Consider the following 25,986-nt stretch of genomic DNA (forward strand, 5'->3'; position numbering starts at 1 on the left):
ATGAGCCACGAACTTATATTTTTTGGAGGATTTATCATTTTTATTGTCCTGATGCTGGCCATCGATCTTGGCCTGTTCAGCAAAAGCAATCAGGCAGTGAGCCTTAAACAGGCAGCAATCATGAGCGCGGTGTGGGTCAGCTTTGCCCTTGGTTTTTATGTATTGCTACGCATCTGGGGTGACGAATTGCATAATATTGAAAATTTTGCACAGCTCGCTGAAATCACGAAAAAACACTTGCACAACATCAGGCTGATCCCCGACGATTTTGCAGCAAGCCTAACCGCCTATAAAAACAACTTAGCACTGGAATACATCACAGGCTATGTAGTAGAATATGCACTTTCCGTCGACAATATCTTTGTTATGGTACTGGTGTTCGGCTCTTTTGGGGTTCGGCCGGAATACTACCATAAGGTATTGGTATGGGGTATTATCGGTGCGATTTTACTTCGTTTTATATTTATCTTTCTCGGGGCGGCGCTGATCAGCCAGTTTGGTTGGATACTGTATCTTTTTGGCTTCTTCTTGGTATATACGGGTGTCGTGATGTTCATCAACCGCAATACAGATGACGAGATAGACCCGAAGAATCACAAAGTAGTTAAATTTGCTTCCAAATATTTCGCAGTATACCCCGATTTTGTAAACGGGCATTTCTTTCATCGGGAAAATGGAAAAAAATACATTACACCGCTTTTTCTTGTCCTGTTAGTCATCGAATTTACAGACCTCATTTTTGCGGTGGATTCCATTCCAGCCATATTCGCTGTCACCAAAGATCCGTACATTGTTTTCTTTTCCAATATTTTTGCCATCCTTGGTCTGCGGTCTATGTTTTTCCTGCTGGTTAACATTATCCACAAATTCCATTACCTGAAAACGGGATTATCCTTTTTGCTGGTCTTTATCGGTGCCAAGATGTTGTTGCACCACTGGCTTAGCGAATGGGGGTTTACCACAGCACATTCGCTCATTGTAATTGTGAGTATTCTGGCTATCAGTGTGATCGCTTCATTAATGTTCCCGAAAAAAGCGGAACCCCAGGCATAGCACGCTGGGCCGGCATTACATCCCGTTTTATTGCGGATTGTAAGTGACGCCTGTATTTTGGAACAGGAAGGCCCATTTGTCCGCTTGCTCCGCGATAATCATTGCAGTGGGTTTACCTGCGCCATGCCCCGCCTTTGTTTCAATACGGATAAGCACCGGCAATGCTCCCCTGTGAAATTGCTGTAATCGTGCGGCAAATTTAAATGAATGCGCGGGCACTACCCGGTCATCATGGTCAGCCGTCATTACCAGCGTAGCCGGGTATGCCGTACCCTGCTTCAGCGCATGGTAGGGAGAATACGTATAAAGGCATGTAAACATCGCTTCATCATCGTCTGCGGTACCGTAATCATAAGCCCAGCCCGCCCCTGCAGTAAATTTGTGATAACGAAGCATATCCAATACACCTACTGCCGGGAACGCCACACGGAATAGTTCCGGCCGTTGTGTCATTGCTGCCCCTACCAACAGCCCACCATTGGAGCCACCGGCAATTCCCAGTTTCCCGGGAGCAGTGTATTCTTCGCGAATAAGGTATTCTGCCGCCGCAATGAAATCATCAAACACGTTTTGCTTTTGGTGCTTTGTTCCCCGCAGGTGCCATTGCTCGCCGTATTCACCACCACCCCGCAGGTTGGCCACAGCATATACCCCGCCCTGCTCAAGCAGAATAATCGTTGACGTGCTGAACGAGGGTGTGAGGCTGATGTTAAATCCACCATAACCGTACAGTAATGTCGGGTTGTTTCCATCCAGCTTGAGTCCTTTCTTATGCGTAATAATCATCGGTATTTCCGTACCGTCTTTCGAGTGATAAAACACCTGCCTGGACTCATACAACGAAGGGTCAAAATCTACACGCGAAGCGTTGTACAGCTCCGATTTCCCGGTTCTGATATCGTATTTGAAAATCGTTGGCGGATAGATATAGGAAGTAAAGGAATAATAGAGCACCATATCGCCGGGTTTTGCGCTGAACCCACTGGCCGAACCAACATCCGGCAGTTCGATTACCCGTTCTAATTCTCCCTTTCTGTTATACTGATGCACCAATGAAGTAGCATCTTTAAGGTAATTTGCAAAAATTTTGCCCCCACCGGTACTGGGGCTCAAAACGTTCGCTGTCTCCGGAATGAGATCCTGCCAGTTTTCGACGGCCGGGTTACGTGCGTCCACAGCAACAATCCGCCCGTTCGGAGCATCCAGATTGGTGTAAATAAATAGCGTATCATCAGTATGGTCGATAACGCTGTGATTTTTTTCAAAATTATCGACGACCTGGATAATAGCATTATCCGGTTTCGACAAGTCTTGGATATACAGCTCATTTCCAGTGGTCGTATTGGCCGCGGAAATGACCAAAAATCGTTCATCATCCGTCAGGTAAGCATCTATATAACGTCGCGGCGTGTGCGAACCGCCAAAGATCAGCACATCTTTATCCTGTGGAGTATCCAGCCGATGAAAATACAGTTTATGCTGGTCGGTAATACCCGCCAGCGCACTGCCCTCCCGGGGTTTGTCATAACTGCTGTAGTAAAAGCCGGAATTGCCGTGCCAGGCCAATCCGCTAAATTTCACATCAACCAATGTATCCCCTACAACGGATTTATCCTCGGCACGGATGACGATTATTTTGCGCCAGTCTGAACCTCCTTCTGAAATTTGATACGCCACCAGGCTACCGTCTTTGCTGAACGCAATTCCGGCAAGGGACGTCGTACCATCTTCGGAAAATTTATTCGGATCGAGGAAAATTTCTACTTCACCGTCCTCTCCATGCCGGCGATACAGCACATGCTGGTTCTGCAAGCCGTCGTTCTTATAAAAATAGGTATAGCTACCCTCCTTAAACGGTGCAGTGTACTTTTCATAATTCCATAATTCCGCTAACCGGTCGTATATGGCCTTTCTGAACGGAATCCGTTCGAGGTACCGATTAGTTACTTCATTCTGCGCCTTTATCCAGGCTTTCGTGTCACGCGACGTATCATTTTCCAGCCACCGATAAGGATCAGGCACCTTATTTCCGAAATACGTATCGACCACATCCCCCACAGGCGTTTCCGGGTAAGGCAATAAGACAATATCCGACGCCGGTACGATGCCATGTTGATGATGACATGCGGTTGTTGCCAGTGCGGCAAGTACGATAACCCCAATAGGCTTGCTCATTTAAATACGGATTAGTATCAGACAAAACTAACAAGATCGGTATAAAAACCAATCTTTTCTGTATTTTTGGCCGCTATGGCCACACGCAAAAATATCTATTTTGCTTCCGATTTTCACCTTGGCGTACCGCTCCACGATACTGCCTACACCCGGGAAAAGCAGCTGGTCCAGTGGCTGGACAGCATTAAATCTGATGCTGCTGAACTCTACCTGGTTGGCGACATATTTGATTTCTGGTTCGAATACACCACGGTCGTTCCCAAGGGTTTTATCCGCTTTTTGGGTAAACTGGCCGAACTGGCAGATGCAGGTATCAAAATCACGCTGTTCAAGGGCAATCACGACATGTGGATGTTCGGCTATCTCAAAGAGCAGCTGGGTGCAACCATCATTGAAAACGAATTGATTATCACCCGTGGCGAAAAGACGTTCTACCTGCATCACGGCGACGGGCTCGGTCCCGGCGACCGCAAATACAAAGTGCTCAAAAAAATATTCAGAAGCCGCTTTTGCCAATGGCTTTTTGCCCGGCTGCATCCCAACCTCGGAATCGGTATCGCCCAACGCTGGTCGGCACATAGCCGCATCGCATCGGGAGGCAAAGAAACCTTTCAGGGTGAAGACCGTGAATGGCTGGTATTGTATGCTAAAGAATTAATTAAAAAACAGCACTACGATTATTTCATCTTCGGGCACCGCCACCTGCCGTTGGATATTACCCTGCCCAACGGCAGCAGGTACATCAACCTCGGCGAATGGATGAATTACTATACATACGCCGTATTCGATGGTGAAAAGCTGGAATTAAAGACGTGGAATGGGTAGTCCCGATATTAGGCTGGCTAATATGCATATTGATACGCTCTTCACCAATGTATTGGATATTCCCGCTGAATCGCTGCAAAAAATCCGCGGCATTGCCACGCTGGTTAAGTTCCCGAAGGGGCACCTGCTGTTCCGGGCAGGAAAGCTGGAACGCGATCTCTATTTCGTTGTCAAAGGCATCGCCCGCGTATATTACCACCATCATGCCAACGAGGTGACGCTATGTTTCGGGGCTGAAGGCGAAGCATTAATTTCACTGAAGAGTTACATTACTGACCAACCCGGATATGAAAATATCGAACTGCTGGAACCTTGTGAACTCATTCAATTAAAGACCGCCGATTTACAGCACTTATATGCCACCGATATCCACCTCGCCAACTGGGGTAGAAAATTAGCCGAACAAGAACTGATCAAAACCGAAGAGCGGCTCATGTCAAGGCAATTCAAAACGGCAACAGCTCGTTACAGCGAACTGATGACTCATCACCCCCACCTCCTGCTCCGGGTTCAGTTGGGACATATCGCTTCTTACCTGGGCGTTAACCAGGTTACCCTCAGCCGCATCCGGGCAGATATCCGTTAGTTTTTTCCATTTGTAAAAATTAGTCCGGCCGCATTGCGGATATTTGCAGGGCAATGATGCAATACAATATATTGATAACAAGTAACTATGAATTGGATTATTCTCATTATCGCCGGCTTATTTGAAGTTGGATTTACCACAAGCCTGGGAAAAGCAAAAAGTACAACCGGTACGGAATCGCTCTGGTGGTATGGCAGTTTTGCCGTGTGTCTCACCGCCAGCATGGTACTCTTGATCAAGGCCACCCAGTCGCTGCCCCTGGGCACCGCCTATGCGGTGTGGACCGGTATTGGCGCCGTTGGAACCGTACTGATGGGCATCATTTTCTTCAAGGAACCGGCTACATTATGGCGGCTGGTCTTCATCACCACGCTCATCGGCTCAATTATCGGGCTGAAAGCCGTTTCAGCGCACTAGGGTCAATGTCACTATTTCCACGTCCGGAAAAACCATAAAAAAACGTATTTTTGTGCCTGTTTGGCTCAACGCCGAAACGAATTACGAAAAATAATATGTTAGAAAAGCTAAAAGCCATAAAAGATCGGTGGGATGAGGTGGAACGCGAATTAAGCAACCCCGAAACCATCAATGACATGAAGCGGTTTGCCAAACTCAACAAGGAATACAAAGAGCTTGGAAAGATCGTCGAGCAATACCATATCTATAAAAATATGGTAAGCAATATCGACACCAATAAGGACATTCTGGCTAACGAGAAAGATCAGGAATTGCGTGAAATGGCGAAGGAAGAACTGGACTTGCTGCTGGAGCAGAAAGCGGAAAAAGAAGAAGAAATCCGCTTGATGCTGATTCCGAAGGACCCTGAAGATGCAAAAAATGCCATCATTGAAATCCGGGGTGGTACAGGGGGCGATGAAGCAGCCCTGTTTGCCGGTGACCTGTATCGGATGTATACCCGCTTTTTTGAGCAAAAAGGATGGCGTAATGAAGTGCTGGATGTTACCGAGGGTACAGCGGGCGGCTACAAAGAAGTGATCCTGAAAGTTATTGGCGAAGATGTCTACGGACAGCTCAAATACGAATCGGGTGTTCACCGGGTGCAGCGTGTGCCCGACACCGAGACCCAGGGTCGCGTACACACGTCTGCAGCTTCAGTTGCGGTATTACCCGAAGCAGAGGAGGTGGATGTGGAAATCAACCCTGCAGATATCGAAATGCAGACGTCACGTTCAGGCGGTGCAGGCGGACAAAATGTAAATAAAGTAGAAACCAAGGTGCAGCTTACACATAAACCGACGGGTATCGTGGTAGTCTGCCAGGTGGAACGCTCCCAGCTAGCCAACCGGGAGCTGGCGATGGAGATGCTCCGATCGAAACTATACGAGCTCGAAGTACAGAAAAAACACGGTGATATTGCTGCCAAACGGAAAACAATGGTATCAACCGGCGACCGGTCGGCCAAGGTACGCACCTATAATTACCCTCAGGGGCGTGTTACGGAACACCGCATCGGGCTGACCCTTTATAACCTTCCTACTATTATGGACGGTGATATCCAGGAGATTATCGATGCCCTCCAGTTTGCAGAGAATGCAGAGAAAATGAAGGAAGGTGCTACCGGTTAAATATTTTCAAAAAAATGTTTGCAAATAGATAAAACAAGCTATATTTGCAGACCCGAAAGGGAAGCAGGTTCGGTAGTTCAGCTGGTTAGAATACATGCCTGTCACGCATGGGGTCGCGGGTTCGAGTCCCGTCCGGACCGCCAGTTTAAAACCCTCTCTAATTATCTTAGAGAGGGTTTTTCTTTTATAGGAAACGAAACTCTCACCTAGTGCTGGGGTGCGGGAAAATGCCAAACAAACCGATAAGTTAATGACAACTATGAATTCAGCGACCTTCCCAATTTTGAAAACTGAAAGATTAACGCTCAGACAATTATCAATTGATGACCAACAAGCTATTTTTGCGCTGCGTTCTGACCCAAAAATTAACGAGTTCCTTGACAGACAAATATGTAAGACAAATGAAGATGCAATAGATTTCATCAATACGGTTAATGACAATGTTGCAAAAGGCAATACGCGTTATTGGGCGATTACCCTGACAGAGACAAAGACACTTGTAGGTACAATTTGCCTGTTTGACTTTTCAAGCGAAAATAGTAGTTGTGAAATTGGATATGAATTAATGCCTAAATTTCAAGGACAGGGAATAATGAGAGAGGCAGCTCAAGTAGTAATTGATTACGTATTTCAGGCGTTAAAGTTTAAAAAAATACATGCTTTTACACATAACAGGAACCAGCATTCAACCAATCTGCTGTTAAAATTAAACTTTGTAAAATCAACAGAAACGCACAAGGAAAATTCCAATTTAAATATTTTCACGTTACATCATCATAGCACACCTACAGAAGGCTGATGCTTTAAACCACCGTTTTTAAGATGTGGTTATTGATGCAGCGTACGATGCTGAACATCTATTTTCAACGACGCCTTGCGGCCTATGTTTCCTTGCGACGGTAATACGTTCCCTGGCAGCTATTTACTGGTCAATGTGATGCCCGAAGGTTTACCTTTATTACCAAGTACGTCCACGCTACGGATTTCAAGGTTATTGCTACCCGGTACCAGCTTCCACTCGAATGTGTGCGCTGACACCTGCATTTGTTTTCCATTCACGGTTACTTCAAAATAACTAAATCCGGGCGTATCGGTCAGCATGTTGATGATGAGCCGATCCTTTGCTACCACCGACGCGCTGAAATTCACCTGAAACAACGGACCATACATGTCAGCAGCACGCCTGACAAAAATCCGATGTTCCGGCGTCGGGGGGGTCTGCTCGTCCGTCCAGGCATAATAACCGTCCCATCCCCAATGTGTCCTGCCGTGTGTAATGGGTATCGGCAACGGCTGGCTGAGCCAGTTGCTGCGTGGTAACCAGCGTATTTCAGCCGTATTAAAAAACCCATAACCACCCGAATAGCCTGCATTGAGCGGGTTAGGAATTACTTTCCACCACACATAATCTTCATTGATCTTTCCCGAAAACGCATGCCCGCCCACCTCAATAGCGATGGGCAATTGTTCCGGGCGGATATTGGCCGTCCGCAAATTCCGGTCGTCAACCGACCATCGGTCCCGGTTAACCGGTTCGCCTTCCGGGTAATAGGTCGACAAAAAAATGCGATGCAATTCAAGGACATTCAAGGGAATACCTGTCTTACGATCGTAAAATGACGTATCAAAATTAGGGTCAATCATTACCCATTTATTAAATTCATTTGACCACACCTCCACCACCTCATGGCCTCCCCATATCGAAAAATTGGTGTTCACAATGCGCGCCGGAATTCCAAAACTTTGACAGGCCTGGGCAAATACCACAGCATAATGCAGGCAATTGCCTCCACGCTTACCTCCCGTGCCGGCCAATATTTCCGTGGCGTCCCACGTGATCAAATCAGGTGATTCCGGATCAGGAAGGAACCAGTCCCATTGACCTGCAACCCACCCTCTTAAACGTATCATTTTTTCCCACGCTGTTTCCGCTCCTTCGACGACGCTGTCCAGGGCAAACGTCCTACGGAATTTCTGTAACTTGTTATTTGCCGGATCTTCGTGCCGGAATGCGAAAGCACTTGGGATAACGGCTCCGTTCTGCGAACTGACCACCGTCAGGTTAGCCGCCGCTAATCCCACCGTCCACCTGCTGTCTACGGTGAGTCCGTTTAATTTTGGTGTTTCCGCAACCGAGTTCGCCTCAAAGCTAAACTCCAGCTGAATAAAACGTCTTTTGTGTTCGGCCGGTAATTTTTCCATTGCCAGTTCTTCCCAATCCGACCAGCCACCGAGCGCCGGCTGATGTGTATCTCCGCTACGGATCCGCGTGAGCCAACGACTGCCTTGTGTTACGGCTGTGTCTATCCGGATAACTGCGTCATGGATAATCGCCGGAGAAAAAACTACTTCCCCCAGCAGCTTATCCGCCAGATTAATGACCGGAGTATGCAGCCAAGCCCTGTCGTTGTAAGACTGCAGTTTAAGCCGGATGGGGTATTCCCCCGCCCCGCCCGCGGCTGTTACCCGGTTATTCCAGGTATTGCCGTTGTCTATGCTTCGAGCACTTCGGAAGGGAAGGCTTACGTTGGCTGTTGATCCATATTTGAATTTTTCATAAAGTGCAACCGGCACCCGGTATTGATTTCCGGCTTCCTGCACGGCAACTTCAATCCGGTTTTCGCCCTTTTTCAAATAGGCTAAGGGCACTGGCACGGAAGTCCAGAAATGGTGGAACTCGTAAACTATCGGCTTATTGCCATTTACGGTAAATACCAGTTTTCCTCCGGAAAGCGGCGTATTGCCAACCGGATATAGCAACATACTGATCGTTGCATTTCGCACCGGGGAATCAGGCAAAACCAAATGCTTGCGTAACATTATTCCATTACCGATTGTATCCCAGGCTTCGCCCCTTATTGATCCAATCCCAGGCGCGTCGTCTGCTATCAGCATATCCCCCGCTAACTCAATCGCATCGTCAGCGAGCATCAGCTGCCGCGATTGCGATTGAAAAAATAATTCAGATGCGCTCCACGTCTGCGCGGTATGGCCAATGGTATCACCGGGATCACTTTGCCCGGAAAAGACGCCATCCTGAGCGTGGACAGCTACAGGCTGCTGAAATAACAACATAAATAATACGGGCATGAATAAACGCAGCAGGCGATTCAAATCCATAAGACAACAAATAAAGCAGGCGATTCATCCACGGGTGAACCGCGCTGGATGAATCGCGCCGCCATTACTGGTTTATTTCCAATATTACAGTGCCTGCAGGCAGCTTAGCCGTTAATCGGTTGGCTGCGCTATCGTATTGCCAATCCTTAAATGCTTTTCCGTCCAGTTGTACAGCTGCCGGTTTACCGGATAGCGCGACCTGTATGCTGCAGCCCGATTCAGATTTAATTTCGAGTTCAGCAGTGGCATCGTGCTTAGCCAGCGTACCAATAACCGGTTGGTCCGCAGTCACGCCAATACCATGACCGGTGATCGACGAGCCTTCAAAATAAACCATGCGTAGTGTACCGGCCTTGTCATAAGACACCGTAAATTTTCCTGCATCGGTAACAAATTCCCCTGCCTTTTCGGTGTTCCCGGTCTTAAAGAATCCAACGTCCGACCCTGCAGCATGTGCTATTTTCACGGCAGCCCAGCCCGGAATGGCCAGCGGCGTGGTCACCGGGCTGTCACCAAAAGCGCCATTCTCCGGCTTACCTTCCGGAAGCATGACCGCCAGGAAATTAACTTCCTGCAATGCCGGTTTGCTGGCAAGTGCCAGGAACGATTCATAAAACACTTTTCCAACGCCTTTATCGTAGCTTTTAGCAGATACAATCTCCGGTGACACCACATCCATGGTCAGCCTTGATTTCGGCCGGACGACCGTCATGTGTCCCGCTTCGTAGCTAACCGTTGCCTGTTCGCCGTCATTGGGTGGCGTGTGGAACATCCAGCTGTATACGTGCCCTTCCGGCGATTTGCTCTTCACCTCGTCAAAAAGAAATAAAGGCCCGGTTTTCGTATACAGCAGTGTACGGTTGTATTTTTCCAGTTTACCCTTATATACCGAACTGAGGTCGCTTGTTATCCCGTCGGCGTATTTGCCATTGAAGCGCCGTTGAACCCGCGGCCAGTCCCGCAGCGCCTTAATCCCATTGTCATAATCCGCCGGCTCCTGGCTTTCGGGGTCATGGTCTACGAGCATCACGTTATGTGCGATCGCCTGCACGTGATAACTCAGGTATTCAAGGTTAGCGTAATACCCAAGTGGCCCGTATGCCGGGTCTGTTAACAGCGGCTCGCCATTTTTCATGATCTGGAAACTGCCCTGGTCATAGTGATAATGATTGGAGTTCGGGCCTACCCGTGTAGAGATAATCGTTGAACCGTCGTCCCACCCGGAACGCATAACCATCCCCTGTGCAGAGAAAAATTTAGAACTTGGCAACGTTTCGCGGGAGATGGGTGTAATATCATCGCGATACCAGAGGTAACTGAGATACCCCCCTTTGCCGGCCTCCCAGAATGGTTTGACATAATTGTAGATATACGGGTTTTTGGTCCGGTTAACGAGCCACCAGGCATGGTCCTGGGCCCCCAGGTCTACGCGTGAACCATTTGTCCCGCCCCCATCTCCATAATCCTGCATCAGCCCGTTGGAAAAACTGGCCTGCATCGGATACTTATAGAAGTTTTCAAAGTTAGTCGTGGTCGTTAAATCCACCCCGAAATTACGTTCGAGCGCGGGCAGCAGTTCAGCCAGGTCACGGCTTGCCATATGCATATACCCTGTTTTGGGTTCCCCGTAGCTACCATCCTGGTAATACGTCCGGTCCATAAAAGTCCTTGTTTTCGTAATAATACCAGAGAGGATGGGTTCCAGGTAAGGGTTAGCCGGATCATCGCCGTATATAGCCGTGGCTGCAAGTCCAAAGCCGGCAACCAATACGGCAATGTGATTGGTCTGATTGGAGGGCATGCGGTTCATTTCAACCATGTCCCTGTAGAATAGATTCAAGCCCTTATCCATAATCGCCTTCCTTACCAGCGCCCGTTCCGATTCGTCTAGCAAATCATAAAGCATATCATATCCATAAGCGACCGGTTTAATGGTATAGCCGACAGGATAATACGTCCAGAACTTCCTTGTCAGCATCCAGTCCGCATTCCATTTAGAAAAAGAACAAAGTTTCAGCAACGCCTTCTTCGCCTGCTCCCCCGCCGCTTTATCGCCCGTGAATGCATAGTAGAAGCTACCCTCCTCAATAACCCGTGCCAACTTGCTGTTTGGCCCATTCCAAGCGGCATATGCATCAAATCCAACTGAATTCTTAGCATGGGGCCCACCCACCAGGTTCTCTTCTGTACGGTCTACGCCTTCTTCTATGGCATCTACATCAACGTCCATGAAGTCTTTGTGGGCCAGCGCCTGATCAAGAATTTTTTTGGCAACCGGAGATTTTTCTCCTGCCAGTTTCTGGGCCAGTTCCTCAGCAGAAAAATAAAGTCGCGGGTGCTGGTTGACTCGGTTACCCGGCACAAGGAAGTGCAGCGCGTGATTCATTTCACCACCCTGAGCACCGGTTCCCCGTAATCGAATTTCCCATTGTCCGCGCGCGTCGTTGCCACGCAGTTTATAGATGGCGTTATTTGTCCATTGATTACCCGTTTTCGTAAACCGGATACGCTCTTTTATTACCTGTCCGCGACTGTCGAGCAGGGTACCTGTTACCTCATTCAGGTTCGCATCTCCTTCTGGGGATACGCTAAGTCCGATAGTTTCCCCATAAAAAAAATGTTTATCGAGTATGGTCTCGTCAAACATTTCCAGGTTTGTTGACACCGGATTATCCGCAACGAACCGGCGATCACGCATGCCGTTGATCTTGAAATCATCCATTAGGATGGTATACGTAAAAAGGTAATTCACCACGGGATAAGTACCTTTCAATGTAATCACCTGGATGTGTTCACCCGCTTTAAGCGACTCGTTATTCAGTTTAAAGTCGGCAATGGGAATATCAAGTTCGAGCCAGGTATTGGCTTTGGGATTGGCGATGTGATAGCGATACCGCCTACCGTCAAATGTGCCGATCGAAAGCTCCAAAGACCCCGCATCCCGATCGCTCTGAAAATATACAGCGGCCCTAACCCGGGTATCGGATGTGGTATACATGTTTAACCGGCGCGTAAAGCCCTGGTACAGTTCATTCGTGTCATGTGCCTTAAAAGGCCTTGCAAGGGCGTATTTGCTATCATTATGCGTGGGCGACTTTGCGGCCGCATACAGCGCGTCAAAGGCGATATCCTGCGCATAGGGATACGTTTCCCACCCGAAAAGCTCCCCGGTTTCAAAATCGTTGAACAATTCATAGGGTACCCGGTCAATGCTTTCCTGGCCCAATACACCCAGCCAGCAAAGGCTGGAAAAAAAGTAAAGTGCTATGTGTTTTTTCATATTTATGAGGCTTATATTTTTCAAAAATCAAGATACGATCTGTAAACCGTGGATTGCTGTCAGATCTTAAGCATACGGCGGGCATTACCCGACCATACCAATTCCCTTTCCGTTTCGTTGAGTTCCTCAAATACACCCAGTCTGAAAAAGGGCGAACAATAATCCACAAACGGGGTTTCCGTTCCGAAGGCTATCCGTTCTGCGCCAAAATTGCTGACCAGGTAACGGAGGCTTTCACTGTTAGGTCCCTTTACCGGAACGCCGCTGCCCCTGGAGGTATCGAACAGGACATCGGCCCGCTTTAAAACAGCCAACGCATCGGGGGAAGTAGCCTCCTGATCGTCGGTAATCCGTGCATCCAGTACCATAAACTGGGCGTCAGGCACTTGGTTTATCACCTCAGCAATATCATTGTAATTCAACGCCTTATCTACATCCAGCCACGACCGTTCCCGCAGGTCAGTCATTCGCAGTGCGATCGATACGGGCATCCCACGGTCACGCGCTGCCGCTATCATGGCAATGCACCGGCTGTCCGTCAGCTTATAATCGTGGTAAACGGGGTAAATCCGGATACCTTTCATGCCATATTCCTCATGGCATATTTTCAGGGAGTCCTGCCACCAGGGCAATACCGGATTCATTGTCGCAAAAGGGATGAAACGATCCTTAAAGGCGGCATCCAACTGAAGTTCGTTATGTAATTCTTCATTGCCGATCTGGGAATCAACATAAAAGATACCATTGAGATTCGAAACAATGGTTTTATCTACGCCAAACCGATTCATCCGGGCAAGCAGACCGGCTATCGTATTTCCCCTGAGGTTCCGGAAAGGCCAGTGGCCCGTATAGCCGCTTATATCAATTAACATGGTTACCAGCCTTTCTTAATAAGTTATTGAAGTTTTCGAAAAACACTTTTTTCCGGTCAGATTCGGTTAGGTTCGCCCACATAATCTTCCCCACTCCTGTTTCGTAATTCATATCGGTGGCAAAGAGCAACCGGTCTACCCCCAGGTACTGTACAGCCATGTCAATCATACCTTCATCACTGACACTGCCGCTGGTATCCAAAAAGACAGAAGGCGCATGCTGCAGTACCCTGCACATGTATTCCCAGTTCCCTCCTCCGCCGATATGGCCGCAGATAATCATCGCCTCTGGATATCGGTTACCGATTTCCACAAAATCATCCGGCAGGGAGGAGTTCGGCGGATTGGTTGGCAGGTAACCCGGGCGCCAGTTTCCCAGTGTGGTTACGCCATGCAGCATCATCGGAATCCGATGCTTGATGCACCGTTCCACAATCGGGTAGTACAGTGGGTCGCTGATCCTGACGCTGTCATACAGCTCGCCGAGCATCACCATGCCCTGGTCTACGCAACGGTCAATTTCATCAAGCGCTTCTTTTTTGAAACGGGGATCAATATAGCACTGGCCCATAATCCGCTGGGGGTAGGCCTTCATACCTTTGATAATGGCGTCATTATTTACCCGGATTTCTTCCGGTGTTTTACCTCCGGGAATGGAACATGCCGCCCTTGTAATACCAAGCAGCTCGCAGCTTTCATTAATCTGGTCTGCATTGCTGCCTTCCCAGATGTGGTTATGGGCATCCAGTTTGGGATATTTGCTGGACTCCTGTAATAGTTTTTTCCAGCCTTCCGGCTGAAAGGTCCCTGCAGCATTATCCGCCGACGCGCCGGACGGTTCACTGCAGCTAACTCCTGAGAGGGAGGCCCCGAGCAAAGCCAGGCCACCCGTACCCAGAAAATTTCTTCGGTTTAACTTCATGCTGATTCCTTTGATTTTAGATTTACTGTCTTGATCACCAGTCCACGCTATTGATATGACCGAATATGAAACAAAAGTCCCCCTCCAAACTGAAATTTAACTAAAAGCATCGGCCCAATCACCACTCCTTGTCGTGAATCACCCCCTATGTTGGCATATTTTCCCACTTCGATACACTGCAATACCGCCTATATTTGTATAGGCATGGCGCCTATTAACTCCAAATACAATGGAAAATATCCAAACAAACAAAGCCAACAATGTGGAGGAATATATCGCTTCCATTCCGGATAGTGCCCAGCGGGCCACACTCGAGCAGGTTAGGGCCATCATTAAAAATGCGATCCCGGGGGTTGAGGAATCCATCAGCTACCAACTTCCGGCCTACCGTTACCATGGTGTGTTGATTTATTTTGGTGCATGGAAAAACCATTGGGCGCTCTACCCGGTAAGTTCGGCCATGAAAGAAACATTCAGAGATCAATTAGCGGCATACAAGCTCACCAAGGGAGGAATCCAATTCCCCTGGGACGAGCCGTTTCCACGGAAACTCATCACTCGGCTTGTCGAAGAACGGATAGCCGAAAACCTAGCTATTGAAAAGCAAAAGACAACGAAAAAAAACAAAAAATAACGGCGGGCCGACAGTGCAGATCCGGTTTCAGGCAGGTACGCCGGATGTATCACATTGGAAGTGCATCCGCAATACACCCCGTATGCCCATAAAGAAAACGCCGGTATATGGAAACCATATACCGGCGTTATTTTCGACTGCCGTATTTAGTTTACCGCCGGCAAAAGCGAATAATTTTTACCGTACTCCAGCATCTGGTCAACGAACGAGGTAACGTATTCCAGCCGTACATCCACGATTTCACCGTTTTCCTCCACCGCTACCAGGCGCGGCTGGACAAAGCCCTTATAGGGCCGCAGATTCAATTTGGCGTAACGGCCAAGCACTTCCTCATGCAGTTCCCGGTTTACCTTTACGCCGTAGGTTTCCACCAGGTTTTTCCCTGCTTCATAATCACCTTCCGATTTGATCCGTTGTATCTCCCGGAGCAATTCACCAAACAATACGCGCAATTGATCATAATCGTTCACCTGCACATAGGTCTTCCCATCCTTTTTTTCAAACGAAACGACGTTGTCGGCTTTACCTTTTTCATACACCCAGTACGCATTCAGCGCCCGGTTACGCATGTGTGCCTCTTCAATATCATCGCCGAGTTTCAGGCGCGACAGTTGCGTCATCAGGCCATTCATCATGTAACTGTCGTACTCAGCCTTACCCACTTCAAGGGTTGGCATCACGCCGATTTCGACGAGTTTGGGATCCAGGATATAGTACAGCGCAACCAGGTCAGCACGGGCTTCCTCCAGGCAGGAGGCATAACTCTTCAGTGTCTTATCCGGCGTACCTACGCCAGGGTTGATCTGACCCGAAGCATGCCCGATACATTCATGCATGTCAGTATGCAGGTCGCTGGACAGTGTACCATATTGTTTCATGCGTTCCAGTTTTGCCTGGTCGCCCACAAATTCCTCAAGAAATCCGCTATTCGCACTACTCTCGTTATACGCATGCACAATATTGCTTAAAGACACGGATTTGGAACCATATTCTTTCCGCAGCCAGTCCGAATTGGGCAAGTTAATGCCAATGGGCGTACTCGGTGCCGCATCGCCTGCCTCGGCAATTACCGTGATTGCTTTCGCGCTGATGCCCTTTACTTCCTTTTTCTTATGTTCGGGCTGCAAGGGAGAATGATCCTCAAACCACTGGGCTTCATTCGCAATCGCCTGAATGCGTTCGGTACTCTCGAAATCCTTCAACGACAATACCGCTTCGTAACTGCCCTTAACACCAATGGCGTCGTTATACACTTCAATGAAGCCATTGGCAAAGTCAATCGTTCCTGTTGTATCCTGTACCCAAGCCTTATTGTATTCATCCCATGTCTTTAAATCGCCGGTACGGTAATACTCCGCCAGCAGCGTGAGTGCCGCTTTCTGCTGATCGTTTTCCGCCAGCGGAATGGCTTTCTGCAGCCAGAAAATGACTTGGTCTATGGCCGCCCCGTACATACCGCCCGATCGCCATACCCGTTCGGTCAGCCGACCGCCTTCCTTAACAACTTTGCTGTTCAGTCCCCATTCAGGATCACGCCCGGTATCCGGAAATCCGGCGTAAAACGCTTCCACCTCCTGTTGCGTTACCCCTTCATAAAAATTATTCGACGATTGCGCCACGTGGTCTATACCGGCTGTAAGATTTACCATTTTGGGGTCTACCTTCGGATCAAATATGATCGGCTGAAGCCGGTTCACAAATGCGTCTACCGTTTCGCCCTCCTGCAAAGGAAGGGTTGCGGGGTCGCAGGCTTTTACCAGCGCCGCAAAATAATCAAACGAGCATTCCGGCACGAATTTGTCATTCGAATAGTGGTGGTGGTTGCCGTTACTGAACCAGACGCGACCGCTGTAGGTCCTGAATTTTTCCCATTCATCGCCCTTTTTTTCCGTGTCCGGATTATTCCAGATCGCTTCGAGCGTTTTCCGGATAGTCAAGTTGTATTTTCCTCGCTGGTCATAAATGATATCGCGGCCCGACAGGCCGGCCTGGTACAGGTAATAAGCCAGTTTTTTCTGTTCCAGGCGCAGTGCGTCCCAACCCGGCACGTCATACCGTAATATCTCTAAATCGGCGAATTGATCGATCTTGATTTCCGATTCAGCAGACGTGTCGACTGCTGATTTGTCGGGTGATTGGCAGGCCAGCAGGCCGGCCACACATGAAGCTCCTGTGAATAACATCCCTAATTTTCCCATATGCATTGTTATAATGTAATGATGATGGGATCAAAATTAGTTTTTTTTACTTATCAAACCATTCTTTTGGCCAATTTTCCGAGCGTGCGCAGTCCTGCTTCCACCTGATCGTTCCATAATATACCATAGCTCAGTCGCAGGCAATTATGGTATTGATGCTGCAATGTAAACATTCTACCCGGGGCAATGCTGATATTATAACGTAATGCTGATTCATATAGCTGTACGGCATCTAGCTGTTTGGGCAGCTCTACCCACAGTAAAAAGCCCCCCTGTGGCCGGCTTACCTTCGTTCCTTCAGGAAAGTACGTGCTGATCGCGCGCAGGTACTGCAACAGGTTCGCATAGAGCGTACTTCTCAATTTCCGTAAGTGGTTCTCATACCGGCCTGTTTCCAGAAAATTGGCAATGGCTTCCTGGGGCAGGGTGGCCGAGGAAACCGAATGGTAAAGCTTAGTGCGCATCACCTGATCCCTGAACCTGCCAGGCGCCACCCAGCCTACCCGGTAGCCGGGTGCCAGTGTTTTTGATACCGACCCGCACCAAAGCACAATGCCGCTTTCGTCGTACGTTTTGCATGATTTCGGCCGATGATGACCGAAATAAATGTCGGCATAGAGGTCGTCTTCAATTAAGGGGATACCGTGCTTTTCCATCAACAACACCACCTCTCTTTTGTGTTCGTCCGGCATACAGCTACCCAATGGGTTGCTGAAATTACTCGTCAACAGGCAGAGTTTAACCTTTTCCGTTTCCAGTGTCTTTTTCAGTGCATCGATTTCAATCCCGGTAATCGGATTGGTGGGCAGTTCAAGCACACGCAATCCCAGGCTTTGCGCGAGCTGCAGTACGCCCAGGTATACCGGGCTCTCCGTTACTATGGTATCGCCATGCACGGTCAGCGCCATCAGTGAATATGCCAGTGCATTCATGCATCCCGCCGTGGTAACCAGGTCCTGCTCCTCGAGCTTGCCTCCCCATGAAAAGGCCGTCCGTGCAATCTGCCTGCGTAACCGGCTGCTACCCTGGATATCATCGTATAACGTACCCCCGGCCGGCAGGCTGCGCATGGCATTCACCAGCGCTTTGTTGATTTTGGCTACCGGCAATAATGCGGGTGAGGGTACGCCCACTGAAAATGACAGGTCGTGATGCGATCCCAGGTTGGCATATACGCGGCTGATCAATGCAGTTGTTTCCTGAACACCGGGTGTACCGACGGGATTACTTGTTTCGGGTGCCGTTGGAAATTTCCGGTGAGAATACGAAACATAATAGCCCGATTGCGGCCGCGACTCGATCAATCCTTTACCTACCAGATCATAATAAGCCTGAAGTACGGTACTCATGCTTACGCCATACTCCCGGCACATCGTACGGATAGAAGGCAGCTGATCCCCTACCTTCAATACGTTATGCTGAATCTGATGTTCCATATTCTTGGCAATCCGCAGGTATAGCAAGTCCTTTTTCATGGTGCTGTCGTAAAATCTGTTATGCTCAAAAATAACAAAATTGTGTCTGTATAGGTCAAAAACTTTCATCCATTTTTGCGATACACATCAATGGATTAACAAATTTATTCACCGATAAATGAATGCGTTTTATGGATACATTAACTTCAATCCCCATTACCCGCACCCGGCAAAGCCGGATAACGGCGCTGGATTTTGACCACCTGGTTTTCGGGGCCACGCCAACCGACCATATGTTTACAGCGACATTCCGTGATGGCAACTGGCAAAATCCGCAGATCGTGCCATTTGGCGATTTGACCATCAGTCCGATTGCCCTGGGCCTGCATTACGGCCAAACCGTATTTGAAGGGTTAAAGGCATACCGCGCGACAGCCGGCCACATCCAGCTATTCCGGCCGCACAAGCACCATACACGGCTTAATAAGTCGCTTGAACGTATGGGGATGCCTGCCGTTCCGGAAGCCCTGTTTATTGGCGCGCTGCATCACCTGGTTGAACTGGAACAACAGTGGGTACCCGCAAAACCGGGCACCTCATTATACCTGCGGCCATTGGTTGTCGCTACCGAGCCGCGTTTAGGGGTCAAAATATCCGAGGAATATCTTTTCATCGTCGTTGCGATGCCCATGGCCGATTACTATACAGGTAATTTGAAAGTGAAGGTCGAAACCGGGTTTTCCCGCGCTGCCCGGGGCGGAACCGGCGCAGCGAAATGCGGAGGCAATTACGGAGCCGCATTTTATCCGGCACAGCAGGCAAAATCCAGCGGTTTTGACCAAGTGCTGTGGACTGACGCCACGTATCACGAATTTATCGAGGAATCCGGCACCATGAATGTTTTTTTTATTATTGACGGCGTACTCGTCACGCCGCCGCTGTCCGACAGCATCCTCGACGGGGTTACGCGCGACTCCCTGCTCACGCTGGCGCGTGCCGGAGGCATATCCGTTGAGGAACGAAAAATCAGCTATAAAGCGTTGGAAAAAGCATTCCGCTCCGGGAAAACAGTCGAAGCGTTCGGTGCGGGGACGGCCGCCATGGTATCGCCCATCGAGGTAATTGACATCCTGGGGAAAACGTATTATCCATCCGTTGGTCCCGATACACTGATGTACCGATTGAAAAATGAGTTGCAGGCCCTTCACACCGGAACGAAAAAAGATTCGTATTATTGGAATTATATCATTCAGACCGTACCGCAGTAATGAAAACGATACTGATCACCGGCGCGAGCCGCGGCATCGGCGCGGCAACAGCCCTACTGGCTGCGCGCCAAGGGTACGCCGTAAGCATAAACTATCACAAAAACAGGTCTGCCGCTGAGGCTGTGGCCGAACAGATCATCCATAACGGTGGCCGGGCCGTCGCTATCCACGCCGACATTACGCGGGAGCCGGATATCCTGCGGCTATTTAGCGAAACCGAACGGCAGCTGGGCACTATATATGCGCTGGTCAACAATGCCGGCATCCTCGAACAACAGATGCGGTTGGAACACCTGACGATGGAACGCATGGAACGCATCGTTAAAGCGAACCTCCTCGGCCCGATGTGCTGTGCCCGCGAGGCAGTCAAGCGGATGTCCACTAAATACGGTGGCAGAGGGGGTGTTATCGTCAACGTGTCTTCCATTGCCGCCAAGACCGGTTCACCCAACGAATACATCGATTATGCTGCCTCCAAGGGCGGGCTGGACACGTTTACCGTCGGCTTGTCAAAAGAGGTGGCCGCAGAAGGTATCCGCGTAAACGCGGTGCGTCCTTCACTCATTTACACCGACATTCATACAGATGGCGGCGAAGCAGGCCGGGTAGACCGGATTAAGGAGCGTGTACCCATGAGGCGGGGCGGACATGCTACTGAAGTAGCCGAAGCCATTTTATGGCTCATTTCCGAAAAATCGTCCTACACTACCGGGAGCTTTATTGACGTCAGTGGCGGCATATAAACAAATCAAACCATGAATGCATTTTTCAGCGAACTGTTCTCTTACAATCACCATTGCAACCAGCAGCTGGCGGCGTACATTGCCGGCCATGCCGACCGTGTGAGCGTCCGGACCGTTCAGCTATTCAGTCATGTTCTCAATGCGCAGCACATCTGGAATAGCAGAATCCTGGGTGAACCGAGCGACTTCGGTGTCTGGCACACCCACACGCCGGAAGATTTCGCACCACTGAACCTCCGCAATTACCGCGACACGCAATCCATTATTGCCGGACGCGACCTGGATGCGGTGATCCAGTATGCGACAACCCGGGGCGGCATATTCAGCAATACGACGCAGGATATCCTGTTCCACACGGTTAACCATGCTACCTATCACCGTGGACAAATTGCAACCGATTTGAGGCAAAGTGGGCTGGAGCCCCTGGCAACCGATTATATTTTATATAAAAGATAACCGGAAAATACGCTAAGTTTGCCATCAAATTTGAAGCGATGAACGCCGGTAAAGTAAAACAGTCGTTATCTGCAGGTGGACTGCTTATTGCACTGGGCATTATTTATGGCGACATTGGCACTTCGCCATTGTATGTATTTAAAGCCATTGTCAGTCAGGGTGTATTGGACAGCGCGCTGATTTATGGCGGGCTATCCTGTATATTCTGGACGTTAACCCTGCAGACCACACTAAAATACGTCATTATTACCCTTCGGGCGGACAATAAAGGGGAAGGCGGTATACTTTCGCTGTATTCCCTGGTACGGAAGCAGGGAAAATGGGTGGTTTTCCCTGCAATCCTTGGTGGCGCGGCCCTGCTGGCCGATGGCATGATTACGCCGGCCATTACCATTTCGTCGGCCGTTGAGGGGCTGGATATTTTCTACCCCGGCCTGCAGACCATGCCTATTGTACTGGCCATCGTTGGCTGCCTGTTTATGCTCCAGCGTTTCGGTACAGCCGTCATCGGCCGTATTTTCGGTCCGGTTATGCTATTATGGTTCAGCATGATGGCGTTTGTCGGACTAACCCAATTGTGGCATGCCCCTGGGATATTCCGGGCCATTAACCCCTGGTATGCCATTCAGTTGATCATCGAGCACCCGAACGCGCTGTTTATCATCGGTGCCGTATTCCTCTGTACCACCGGTGCCGAGGCTTTGTATTCGGACATGGGGCATTGCGGCCGCCGCAACATCCGCATTTCCTGGATCTTTGTAAAGCTGTGTCTCCTGCTCAACTATTTCGGACAGGGAGCCTGGCTGCTCAGCAGCGAAGCATCGTCGTCAGGCAACCCATTTTACCAGATCATGCCACCCTGGTTTTTACCGTTTGGCATCTCCATAGCCACCGCCGCGGCGATCATAGCAAGCCAGGCCATGATTACCGGCGCATTTACCCTGGTTTCCGAGGCGGTGCGGCTCAACGTCTGGCCGAAAGTCCGTATTGTACACCCCAATATGCTTAAAGGACAGTTATACGTACCCTCGGCCAACTGGATCCTGCTGATCGGCTGTATTCTTGTTATCCTTATTTTCGGCGAGTCAGCCAAAATGGAAGCAGCCTACGGGCTGGCCATCAACCTGAGCTTTATTGTTACGACGGTACTCATGACCGTATTTTTACTGCATAAGCGGATACCCGCATACCTATCCTATGCCTTTCTGCTATTTTACCTCGCCATTGAGATCAGCTTCCTCTTTGGCAACGTATCCAAGTTTTCGCACGGGGGCTGGCTCACGGTATTGATCACCGCGCTGCTTTTCAGCGTCATGCTTTGCTGGTGGTGGGCCCGGAAAATTAAAAACCGGCACACCCGCTTTGTCGAAATTAAAGACTACTACAACGTGCTCGCCGAGCTCGGGTCAGATAAATCCGTACCGCTGTACGCCTCGCAGCTGGTTTACCTGACCAGCGCCAACTTTGAATCGGAAATCGAAGAAAAGATCATTTATTCGATTCTCCGAAAAAAACCGAAACGGGCCGATATCTACTGGTTGGTTCACGTGGACGTAACCGATGCACCCTATACCGGCGAGTACAAAGTAACCCACTTGGTCCCCGGAAAATTGATCCGCATTGATTTCCGCCTTGGGTTCCGCGACGAGCAGCGTATCAGCCTATTATTCAGGAGGGTGGTACAGGACCTGATTGCCAACCATGAAGTGGATATCCGGAGCAACTTCGATACGCTGCGGAAACGGAACATGGATGGCGACTTCCGCTTTGTTGTCCTGGAAAAAGTGATATCCAACAGCGCGTCGTTCAGCTTTGCCGAACGTATTGTATTGGATATTTACAGCGTGCTGAGAAAATTCAGCCTGTCGGACGAAAAAGGATTTGGCCTGGACTCCAGCTTTGTAACAGTCGAACGGGTCCCCCTGATTGCACCGACTGTTTCGCGTTCCATCAAACTGAAACGGGTAAAATAAAACGGCTATACATCCCTAATTGACTATCCGGGCTAATTCCAGCTGCGGCCAGGGAAAAGTATGCTAAAAATTTTGACATGTGTTTTTTTGTTTTTATTTTTACTAAAAATATTAGCATTAACACAGGTCATTATGGAATTCCACGGGCTAAATCTGAACGAGTACCTCCTGATTATTGAACCGGAACCGGGGGTCAGGCAGCAAATTCAATCATTAAAACGGCTTTTTAAGCAGCGTCACCGTTTTGAAAACGCCATTATCACTAAAGCGCACCTCACGCTGATGCGGTGCCTGCAATACGAAAGCTATGAACAGCTGATCATCCGGAAGCTAAAAGCCATATCGGCCACGGTTGCCCCTTTTGGCATTGAATTGCAGGGATTCGGTAATTTCGGCCATGCGTTATACATCGATGTGAAAAACAGATCACCCATTCTGGACATCGTATCCAACCGGAAAGCAGAACTTAAGCCGTATGTGTATAGCAAGAGAGGGGGTACTCCGTTTTTTGTTACAAAGCCGCACATTACCATTGCCCGGCGCCTTACCCCAACCCAATGCGACATGGCCTGGGCCATCTGGAGCCGCATACCCTATAACGGAGGTTTCCGGGCCAAGGAAATGCTGCTGCTTAAACGGCGCGTAGGTACGAATGCATACCGCAGCGTACAACGGTTTACATTCGGCGGCCCGGTGCCGCGTCTGACACAGGGAAAGTTATTTAATTAACCGGCGTTGCTGATCCAGTGGTTATCCGATACGGACGGCCAGTTCCTTACCGTACATCATCTTGCGCAGGTTGTTAAGCGCATAACGCATCCGGCCCAATGCCGTATTAATGCTAACCTCGGTGACGTCGGCGATTTCCTTAAAGCTCATTTCGCCATAATGCCGCATAATAAGCACTTCCTTTTGGTCGTCGGGAAGCAGTTGGATCATTTTACGCAGGTCCTTATAGGTCTGTTCGCGGATCATCCGGCTTTCCATGCTTTCATCGGCAAAATGGAGAATATCAAAAATATCAAACCCATCGGCATTCACCACGGTAGGTGCACGCCGTTCCTTCCGGTAATGGTCAATGACCAGGTTGTGTGCGATGCGCACCACCCAGGGCAAAAATTTTCCCTCGTCATTATACCGCCCTTCCCGGAGGGTGTTAATCACTTTGATAAACGTATCCTGGAAAATATCCTCAGCCAGGTATTCGTCCTTTACCAGTAAATAAATGGATGTGTAGATCTTGGATTTATATCGGTCTATCAAGCCCTCTAATCCCGCTTCGTTACCAGACACATAAAGCCGGATAAGCTCCCGGTCTGTCTTTTGTTCAAGCTTCATATACGCTACTTTTCGCCTTTTTACTATTTTCAACAAATAAGTAATTCTTCTCTTGTAGTCGTATTTTCTATATGCGCTCTCCTATGGTTTTGGGGTTAAAAGTTCACCTGTGCACTCCAATGCTTTTCAAAGCAAAGGAAAATTTTCAGAAAATCAAAGGCTTTATTAATTTTTAACTTTTGAAAACCCCCTGGATTTCGCGGCGAACTGCAAAAACCCAGGGGGTTATTGGGGCACGTGGCTATTTATACAGCGGGTACCGTGCCATCATGTCTTTTACTTTATTGTGAATCTTCTGCAACGCAGCATCATCGTCATGCTTCAGCAGGGCCACGTCAATAAACTCGGCAATTTCCAGCATTTCCGATTCCTTGACGCCCCGCGTAGTGATCGCAGCCGTACCCAGGCGGATTCCCGAAGTAACAAACGGTGACCGGTCGTCAAAGGGCACCATGTTCTTATTGGTCGTGATCCCTGCTTTGCCTAGGGCAGCTTCCGCGGCTTTGCCGCTGATGCCCTTGTTCCGCAGATCAATCAGCATCAGGTGATTGTCGGTACCGCCGGAAATCAGGTCGTATCCCTTATCGATGAACACCTGTGCCAGCACCGCCGCATTTTTCTTCACCTGTACAATATATTCCATGTAATCATCGCTCAGGGCTTCTCCAAAAGCAATCGCCTTAGCCGCGATGATGTGTTCCAACGGTCCACCCTGTGTGCCCGGAAAAACAGCCAGGTCAAGCAGGGATGTAATGCTGCGGGTTTCCCCTTTGGGTGTTTTGATTCCCCATGGATTTTCAAAATCCTTACCCACCATCAGCAGGCCCCCACGCGGGCCGCGCAGGGTCTTATGGGTGGTAGTTGATACGATATGGCAATGTGGCAGCGGGTCAGTAAGCAATCCCCGGGCAATCAGGCCGGCGGGATGTGAGATATCAGCCACCAGCAATGCGCCGATCTCGTCGGCTACGCGGCGGATAAATGCATAATCCCAATCGCGTGAATATGCCGAAGCACCGCATATAATCACCTTTGGTTTCTCCCGCAGCGCGGTTTCCTCCAGCTGCTTATAGTCGATCAGTCCGGTTTCTTTGTCCACACCGTAAAAAAACGGCTGGTACAATTTACCAGAGAAATTGACCGGCGAACCATGGGTTAAGTGCCCGCCGTGCGAAAGGTCAAAACCCAGGATCTTGTCTCCCGGATTCAGGATCGCCAGAAACATCGCGGCATTGGCCTGTGCGCCCGAATGCGGCTGTACGTTCACCCATTCCGCATTGAAAAGCTGCTTCGCCCGTTCAATAGCAAGATTTTCTACCTCGTCAACCACCTCACAACCGCCGTAATAGCGCTTGCCGGGTTGCCCTTCGGCATATTTATTGGTCAGCACCGAACCGGCGGCCTCCATTACCTGTTTACTCACGAAATTCTCCGATGCAATGAGTTCAATGCCCTCCTCCTGGCGTTTGAGCTCCTGATCAATCAGATTGAAGATGGTTGTGTCCCTTTTCATTATGGTGTTAAAGAAAAAATAAATAACTT

Annotated in this window: 21 protein-coding genes and 1 tRNA gene; 13 read left to right on the forward strand and 9 right to left on the reverse strand. The window is 49.2% G+C overall.

Features of this window, described 5'->3' with window-relative positions; genetic code table 11:
- Nucleotides 1-1,053: a TerC family protein gene (locus ABWO75_RS01270; RefSeq protein WP_353181755.1), complete on the forward strand. Its 1,053-nt coding sequence runs from the start codon at nt 1-3 to the stop codon at nt 1,051-1,053.
- A gap of 27 nt (nt 1,054-1,080) precedes the next feature.
- On the opposite strand, the gene ABWO75_RS01275 is transcribed toward ABWO75_RS01270, so the two are convergent.
- Complete coding sequence (locus ABWO75_RS01275; protein ID WP_353181757.1) at nt 1,081-3,228, reverse strand: prolyl oligopeptidase family serine peptidase; 2,148 nt, start codon at nt 3,226-3,228, stop codon at nt 1,081-1,083.
- Nucleotides 3,229-3,303: 75 nt separating this feature from the next.
- Between ABWO75_RS01275 and ABWO75_RS01280 the strand changes: the two genes are divergently transcribed.
- From ABWO75_RS01280 to ABWO75_RS01305, 6 genes are all read left to right on the forward strand, one after another.
- Nucleotides 3,304-4,053, forward strand: coding sequence for a UDP-2,3-diacylglucosamine diphosphatase (locus ABWO75_RS01280; RefSeq protein WP_353181759.1), 750 nt, complete (start codon nt 3,304-3,306; stop codon nt 4,051-4,053).
- On the forward strand, nt 4,046-4,639 hold the full coding sequence (locus ABWO75_RS01285) for a Crp/Fnr family transcriptional regulator (RefSeq protein ID WP_353181761.1): 594 nt from the start codon (nt 4,046-4,048) through the stop codon (nt 4,637-4,639). Before ABWO75_RS01280 ends, ABWO75_RS01285 begins: the two co-directional genes overlap by 8 nt.
- Before the next feature lie 87 nt (nt 4,640-4,726).
- Nucleotides 4,727-5,056 carry a DMT family transporter gene (locus ABWO75_RS01290; protein WP_353181763.1) on the forward strand — a complete coding sequence of 110 codons (330 nt, stop codon included), beginning with the start codon at nt 4,727-4,729 and terminating at the stop codon, nt 5,054-5,056.
- Between the two features lie 95 nt (nt 5,057-5,151).
- Nucleotides 5,152-6,225 carry a peptide chain release factor 1 gene (gene prfA, locus ABWO75_RS01295; RefSeq protein WP_353181765.1) on the forward strand — a complete coding sequence of 358 codons (1,074 nt, stop codon included), beginning with the start codon at nt 5,152-5,154 and terminating at the stop codon, nt 6,223-6,225.
- 66 nt (nt 6,226-6,291) lie between these two features.
- Nucleotides 6,292-6,368: transfer RNA gene (locus tag ABWO75_RS01300), tRNA-Asp, on the forward strand.
- Nucleotides 6,369-6,484: 116 nt separating this feature from the next.
- Nucleotides 6,485-7,024: a GNAT family N-acetyltransferase gene (locus ABWO75_RS01305; RefSeq protein WP_353181767.1), complete on the forward strand. Its 540-nt coding sequence runs from the start codon at nt 6,485-6,487 to the stop codon at nt 7,022-7,024.
- Between the two features lie 119 nt (nt 7,025-7,143).
- On the opposite strand, the gene ABWO75_RS01310 is transcribed toward ABWO75_RS01305, so the two are convergent.
- The 4 genes from ABWO75_RS01310 to ABWO75_RS01325 form a co-directional block, all read right to left on the reverse strand.
- The gene (locus tag ABWO75_RS01310) at nt 7,144-9,345 is read right to left on the reverse strand and encodes a transglutaminase-like domain-containing protein (RefSeq protein WP_353181769.1); all 2,202 of its coding nucleotides are present in this window, start codon (nt 9,343-9,345) and stop codon (nt 7,144-7,146) included.
- A gap of 64 nt (nt 9,346-9,409) precedes the next feature.
- The gene (locus tag ABWO75_RS01315) at nt 9,410-12,625 is read right to left on the reverse strand and encodes a DUF4962 domain-containing protein (RefSeq protein WP_353181771.1); all 3,216 of its coding nucleotides are present in this window, start codon (nt 12,623-12,625) and stop codon (nt 9,410-9,412) included.
- A 59-nt stretch (nt 12,626-12,684) separates the two neighbouring features.
- Nucleotides 12,685-13,497 carry an amidohydrolase family protein gene (locus ABWO75_RS01320; protein ID WP_353181773.1) on the reverse strand — a complete coding sequence of 271 codons (813 nt, stop codon included), beginning with the start codon at nt 13,495-13,497 and terminating at the stop codon, nt 12,685-12,687.
- Nucleotides 13,487-14,419, reverse strand: coding sequence for an amidohydrolase family protein (locus ABWO75_RS01325; protein ID WP_353181775.1), 933 nt, complete (start codon nt 14,417-14,419; stop codon nt 13,487-13,489). The genes ABWO75_RS01320 and ABWO75_RS01325 overlap by 11 nt, the downstream gene beginning before the upstream one ends.
- A gap of 229 nt (nt 14,420-14,648) precedes the next feature.
- On the opposite strand from ABWO75_RS01325, the gene ABWO75_RS01330 reads away from it, so the two are divergent.
- On the forward strand, nt 14,649-15,053 hold the full coding sequence (locus ABWO75_RS01330; protein ID WP_353181777.1) for an iron chaperone: 405 nt from the start codon (nt 14,649-14,651) through the stop codon (nt 15,051-15,053).
- A gap of 146 nt (nt 15,054-15,199) precedes the next feature.
- On the opposite strand, the gene ABWO75_RS01335 is transcribed toward ABWO75_RS01330, so the two are convergent.
- The gene (locus ABWO75_RS01335; RefSeq protein WP_353181779.1) at nt 15,200-17,251 is read right to left on the reverse strand and encodes a dipeptidyl-peptidase 3 family protein; all 2,052 of its coding nucleotides are present in this window, start codon (nt 17,249-17,251) and stop codon (nt 15,200-15,202) included.
- Between the two features lie 53 nt (nt 17,252-17,304).
- Nucleotides 17,305-18,726 (reverse strand): aminotransferase-like domain-containing protein, encoded by a 1,422-nt coding sequence (locus tag ABWO75_RS01340; RefSeq protein WP_353181781.1) that lies wholly within the window; start codon nt 18,724-18,726, stop codon nt 17,305-17,307.
- Between the two features lie 131 nt (nt 18,727-18,857).
- On the opposite strand from ABWO75_RS01340, the gene ABWO75_RS01345 reads away from it, so the two are divergent.
- The 5 genes from ABWO75_RS01345 to ABWO75_RS01365 all read left to right on the forward strand — a co-directional run bounded on the left by ABWO75_RS01345 (nt 18,858) and on the right by ABWO75_RS01365 (nt 23,835).
- Nucleotides 18,858-19,934, forward strand: a complete 1,077-nt coding sequence (locus tag ABWO75_RS01345) for a branched-chain amino acid aminotransferase (protein WP_353181783.1) — start codon at nt 18,858-18,860, stop codon at nt 19,932-19,934.
- The gene (locus tag ABWO75_RS01350) at nt 19,934-20,677 is read left to right on the forward strand and encodes an SDR family oxidoreductase (RefSeq protein ID WP_353181785.1); all 744 of its coding nucleotides are present in this window, start codon (nt 19,934-19,936) and stop codon (nt 20,675-20,677) included. The genes ABWO75_RS01345 and ABWO75_RS01350 overlap by 1 nt, the downstream gene beginning before the upstream one ends.
- A gap of 12 nt (nt 20,678-20,689) precedes the next feature.
- Complete coding sequence (locus tag ABWO75_RS01355; protein WP_353181787.1) at nt 20,690-21,133, forward strand: DinB family protein; 444 nt, start codon at nt 20,690-20,692, stop codon at nt 21,131-21,133.
- Nucleotides 21,134-21,171: 38 nt separating this feature from the next.
- A complete protein-coding gene (locus tag ABWO75_RS01360) occupies nt 21,172-23,106 on the forward strand; it encodes a KUP/HAK/KT family potassium transporter (protein ID WP_353181789.1) in 1,935 nt (644 codons plus the stop codon).
- A 132-nt stretch (nt 23,107-23,238) separates the two neighbouring features.
- Nucleotides 23,239-23,835: a 2'-5' RNA ligase family protein gene (locus ABWO75_RS01365; protein ID WP_353181791.1), complete on the forward strand. Its 597-nt coding sequence runs from the start codon at nt 23,239-23,241 to the stop codon at nt 23,833-23,835.
- Nucleotides 23,836-23,856: 21 nt separating this feature from the next.
- Here the strand turns inward: ABWO75_RS01365 and ABWO75_RS01370 are convergent, their stop codons facing one another.
- Together ABWO75_RS01370 and glyA are read right to left on the reverse strand one after the other, a co-directional pair.
- Nucleotides 23,857-24,444 (reverse strand): RNA polymerase sigma factor, encoded by a 588-nt coding sequence (locus ABWO75_RS01370; RefSeq protein WP_353181793.1) that lies wholly within the window; start codon nt 24,442-24,444, stop codon nt 23,857-23,859.
- 241 nt (nt 24,445-24,685) lie between these two features.
- Nucleotides 24,686-25,957 (reverse strand): serine hydroxymethyltransferase, encoded by a 1,272-nt coding sequence (glyA, locus tag ABWO75_RS01375; RefSeq protein WP_353181795.1) that lies wholly within the window; start codon nt 25,955-25,957, stop codon nt 24,686-24,688.
- Nucleotides 25,958-25,986: the final 29 nt, after the last annotated feature.

The organism is Parapedobacter lycopersici (assembly GCF_040395035.1).
Taxonomy (GTDB): Bacteria; Bacteroidota; Bacteroidia; order Sphingobacteriales; family Sphingobacteriaceae; genus Parapedobacter; species Parapedobacter lycopersici_A.

Bases quoted from the DNA above. Each gene is read 5' to 3' on its own strand.
- ABWO75_RS01270 (WP_353181755.1), top strand. From the start codon at position 1: ATGAGCCACGAACTTATATTTTTTGGAGGATTTATCATTTTTATTGTC.
- ABWO75_RS01275 (WP_353181757.1), bottom strand. From the start codon at position 3,228: ATGAGCAAGCCTATTGGGGTTATCGTACTTGCCGCACTGGCAACAACC.
- ABWO75_RS01280 (WP_353181759.1), top strand. From the start codon at position 3,304: ATGGCCACACGCAAAAATATCTATTTTGCTTCCGATTTTCACCTTGGC.
- ABWO75_RS01285 (WP_353181761.1), top strand. From the start codon at position 4,046: ATGGGTAGTCCCGATATTAGGCTGGCTAATATGCATATTGATACGCTC.
- ABWO75_RS01290 (WP_353181763.1), top strand. From the start codon at position 4,727: ATGAATTGGATTATTCTCATTATCGCCGGCTTATTTGAAGTTGGATTT.
- prfA (WP_353181765.1), top strand. From the start codon at position 5,152: ATGTTAGAAAAGCTAAAAGCCATAAAAGATCGGTGGGATGAGGTGGAA.
- ABWO75_RS01305 (WP_353181767.1), top strand. From the start codon at position 6,485: ATGAATTCAGCGACCTTCCCAATTTTGAAAACTGAAAGATTAACGCTC.
- ABWO75_RS01310 (WP_353181769.1), bottom strand. From the start codon at position 9,345: ATGGATTTGAATCGCCTGCTGCGTTTATTCATGCCCGTATTATTTATG.
- ABWO75_RS01315 (WP_353181771.1), bottom strand. From the start codon at position 12,625: ATGAAAAAACACATAGCACTTTACTTTTTTTCCAGCCTTTGCTGGCTG.
- ABWO75_RS01320 (WP_353181773.1), bottom strand. From the start codon at position 13,497: ATGTTAATTGATATAAGCGGCTATACGGGCCACTGGCCTTTCCGGAAC.
- ABWO75_RS01325 (WP_353181775.1), bottom strand. From the start codon at position 14,419: ATGAAGTTAAACCGAAGAAATTTTCTGGGTACGGGTGGCCTGGCTTTG.
- ABWO75_RS01330 (WP_353181777.1), top strand. From the start codon at position 14,649: ATGGAAAATATCCAAACAAACAAAGCCAACAATGTGGAGGAATATATC.
- ABWO75_RS01335 (WP_353181779.1), bottom strand. From the start codon at position 17,251: ATGGGAAAATTAGGGATGTTATTCACAGGAGCTTCATGTGTGGCCGGC.
- ABWO75_RS01340 (WP_353181781.1), bottom strand. From the start codon at position 18,726: ATGAAAAAGGACTTGCTATACCTGCGGATTGCCAAGAATATGGAACAT.
- ABWO75_RS01345 (WP_353181783.1), top strand. From the start codon at position 18,858: ATGGATACATTAACTTCAATCCCCATTACCCGCACCCGGCAAAGCCGG.
- ABWO75_RS01350 (WP_353181785.1), top strand. From the start codon at position 19,934: ATGAAAACGATACTGATCACCGGCGCGAGCCGCGGCATCGGCGCGGCA.
- ABWO75_RS01355 (WP_353181787.1), top strand. From the start codon at position 20,690: ATGAATGCATTTTTCAGCGAACTGTTCTCTTACAATCACCATTGCAAC.
- ABWO75_RS01360 (WP_353181789.1), top strand. From the start codon at position 21,172: ATGAACGCCGGTAAAGTAAAACAGTCGTTATCTGCAGGTGGACTGCTT.
- ABWO75_RS01365 (WP_353181791.1), top strand. From the start codon at position 23,239: ATGGAATTCCACGGGCTAAATCTGAACGAGTACCTCCTGATTATTGAA.
- ABWO75_RS01370 (WP_353181793.1), bottom strand. From the start codon at position 24,444: ATGAAGCTTGAACAAAAGACAGACCGGGAGCTTATCCGGCTTTATGTG.
- glyA (WP_353181795.1), bottom strand. From the start codon at position 25,957: ATGAAAAGGGACACAACCATCTTCAATCTGATTGATCAGGAGCTCAAA.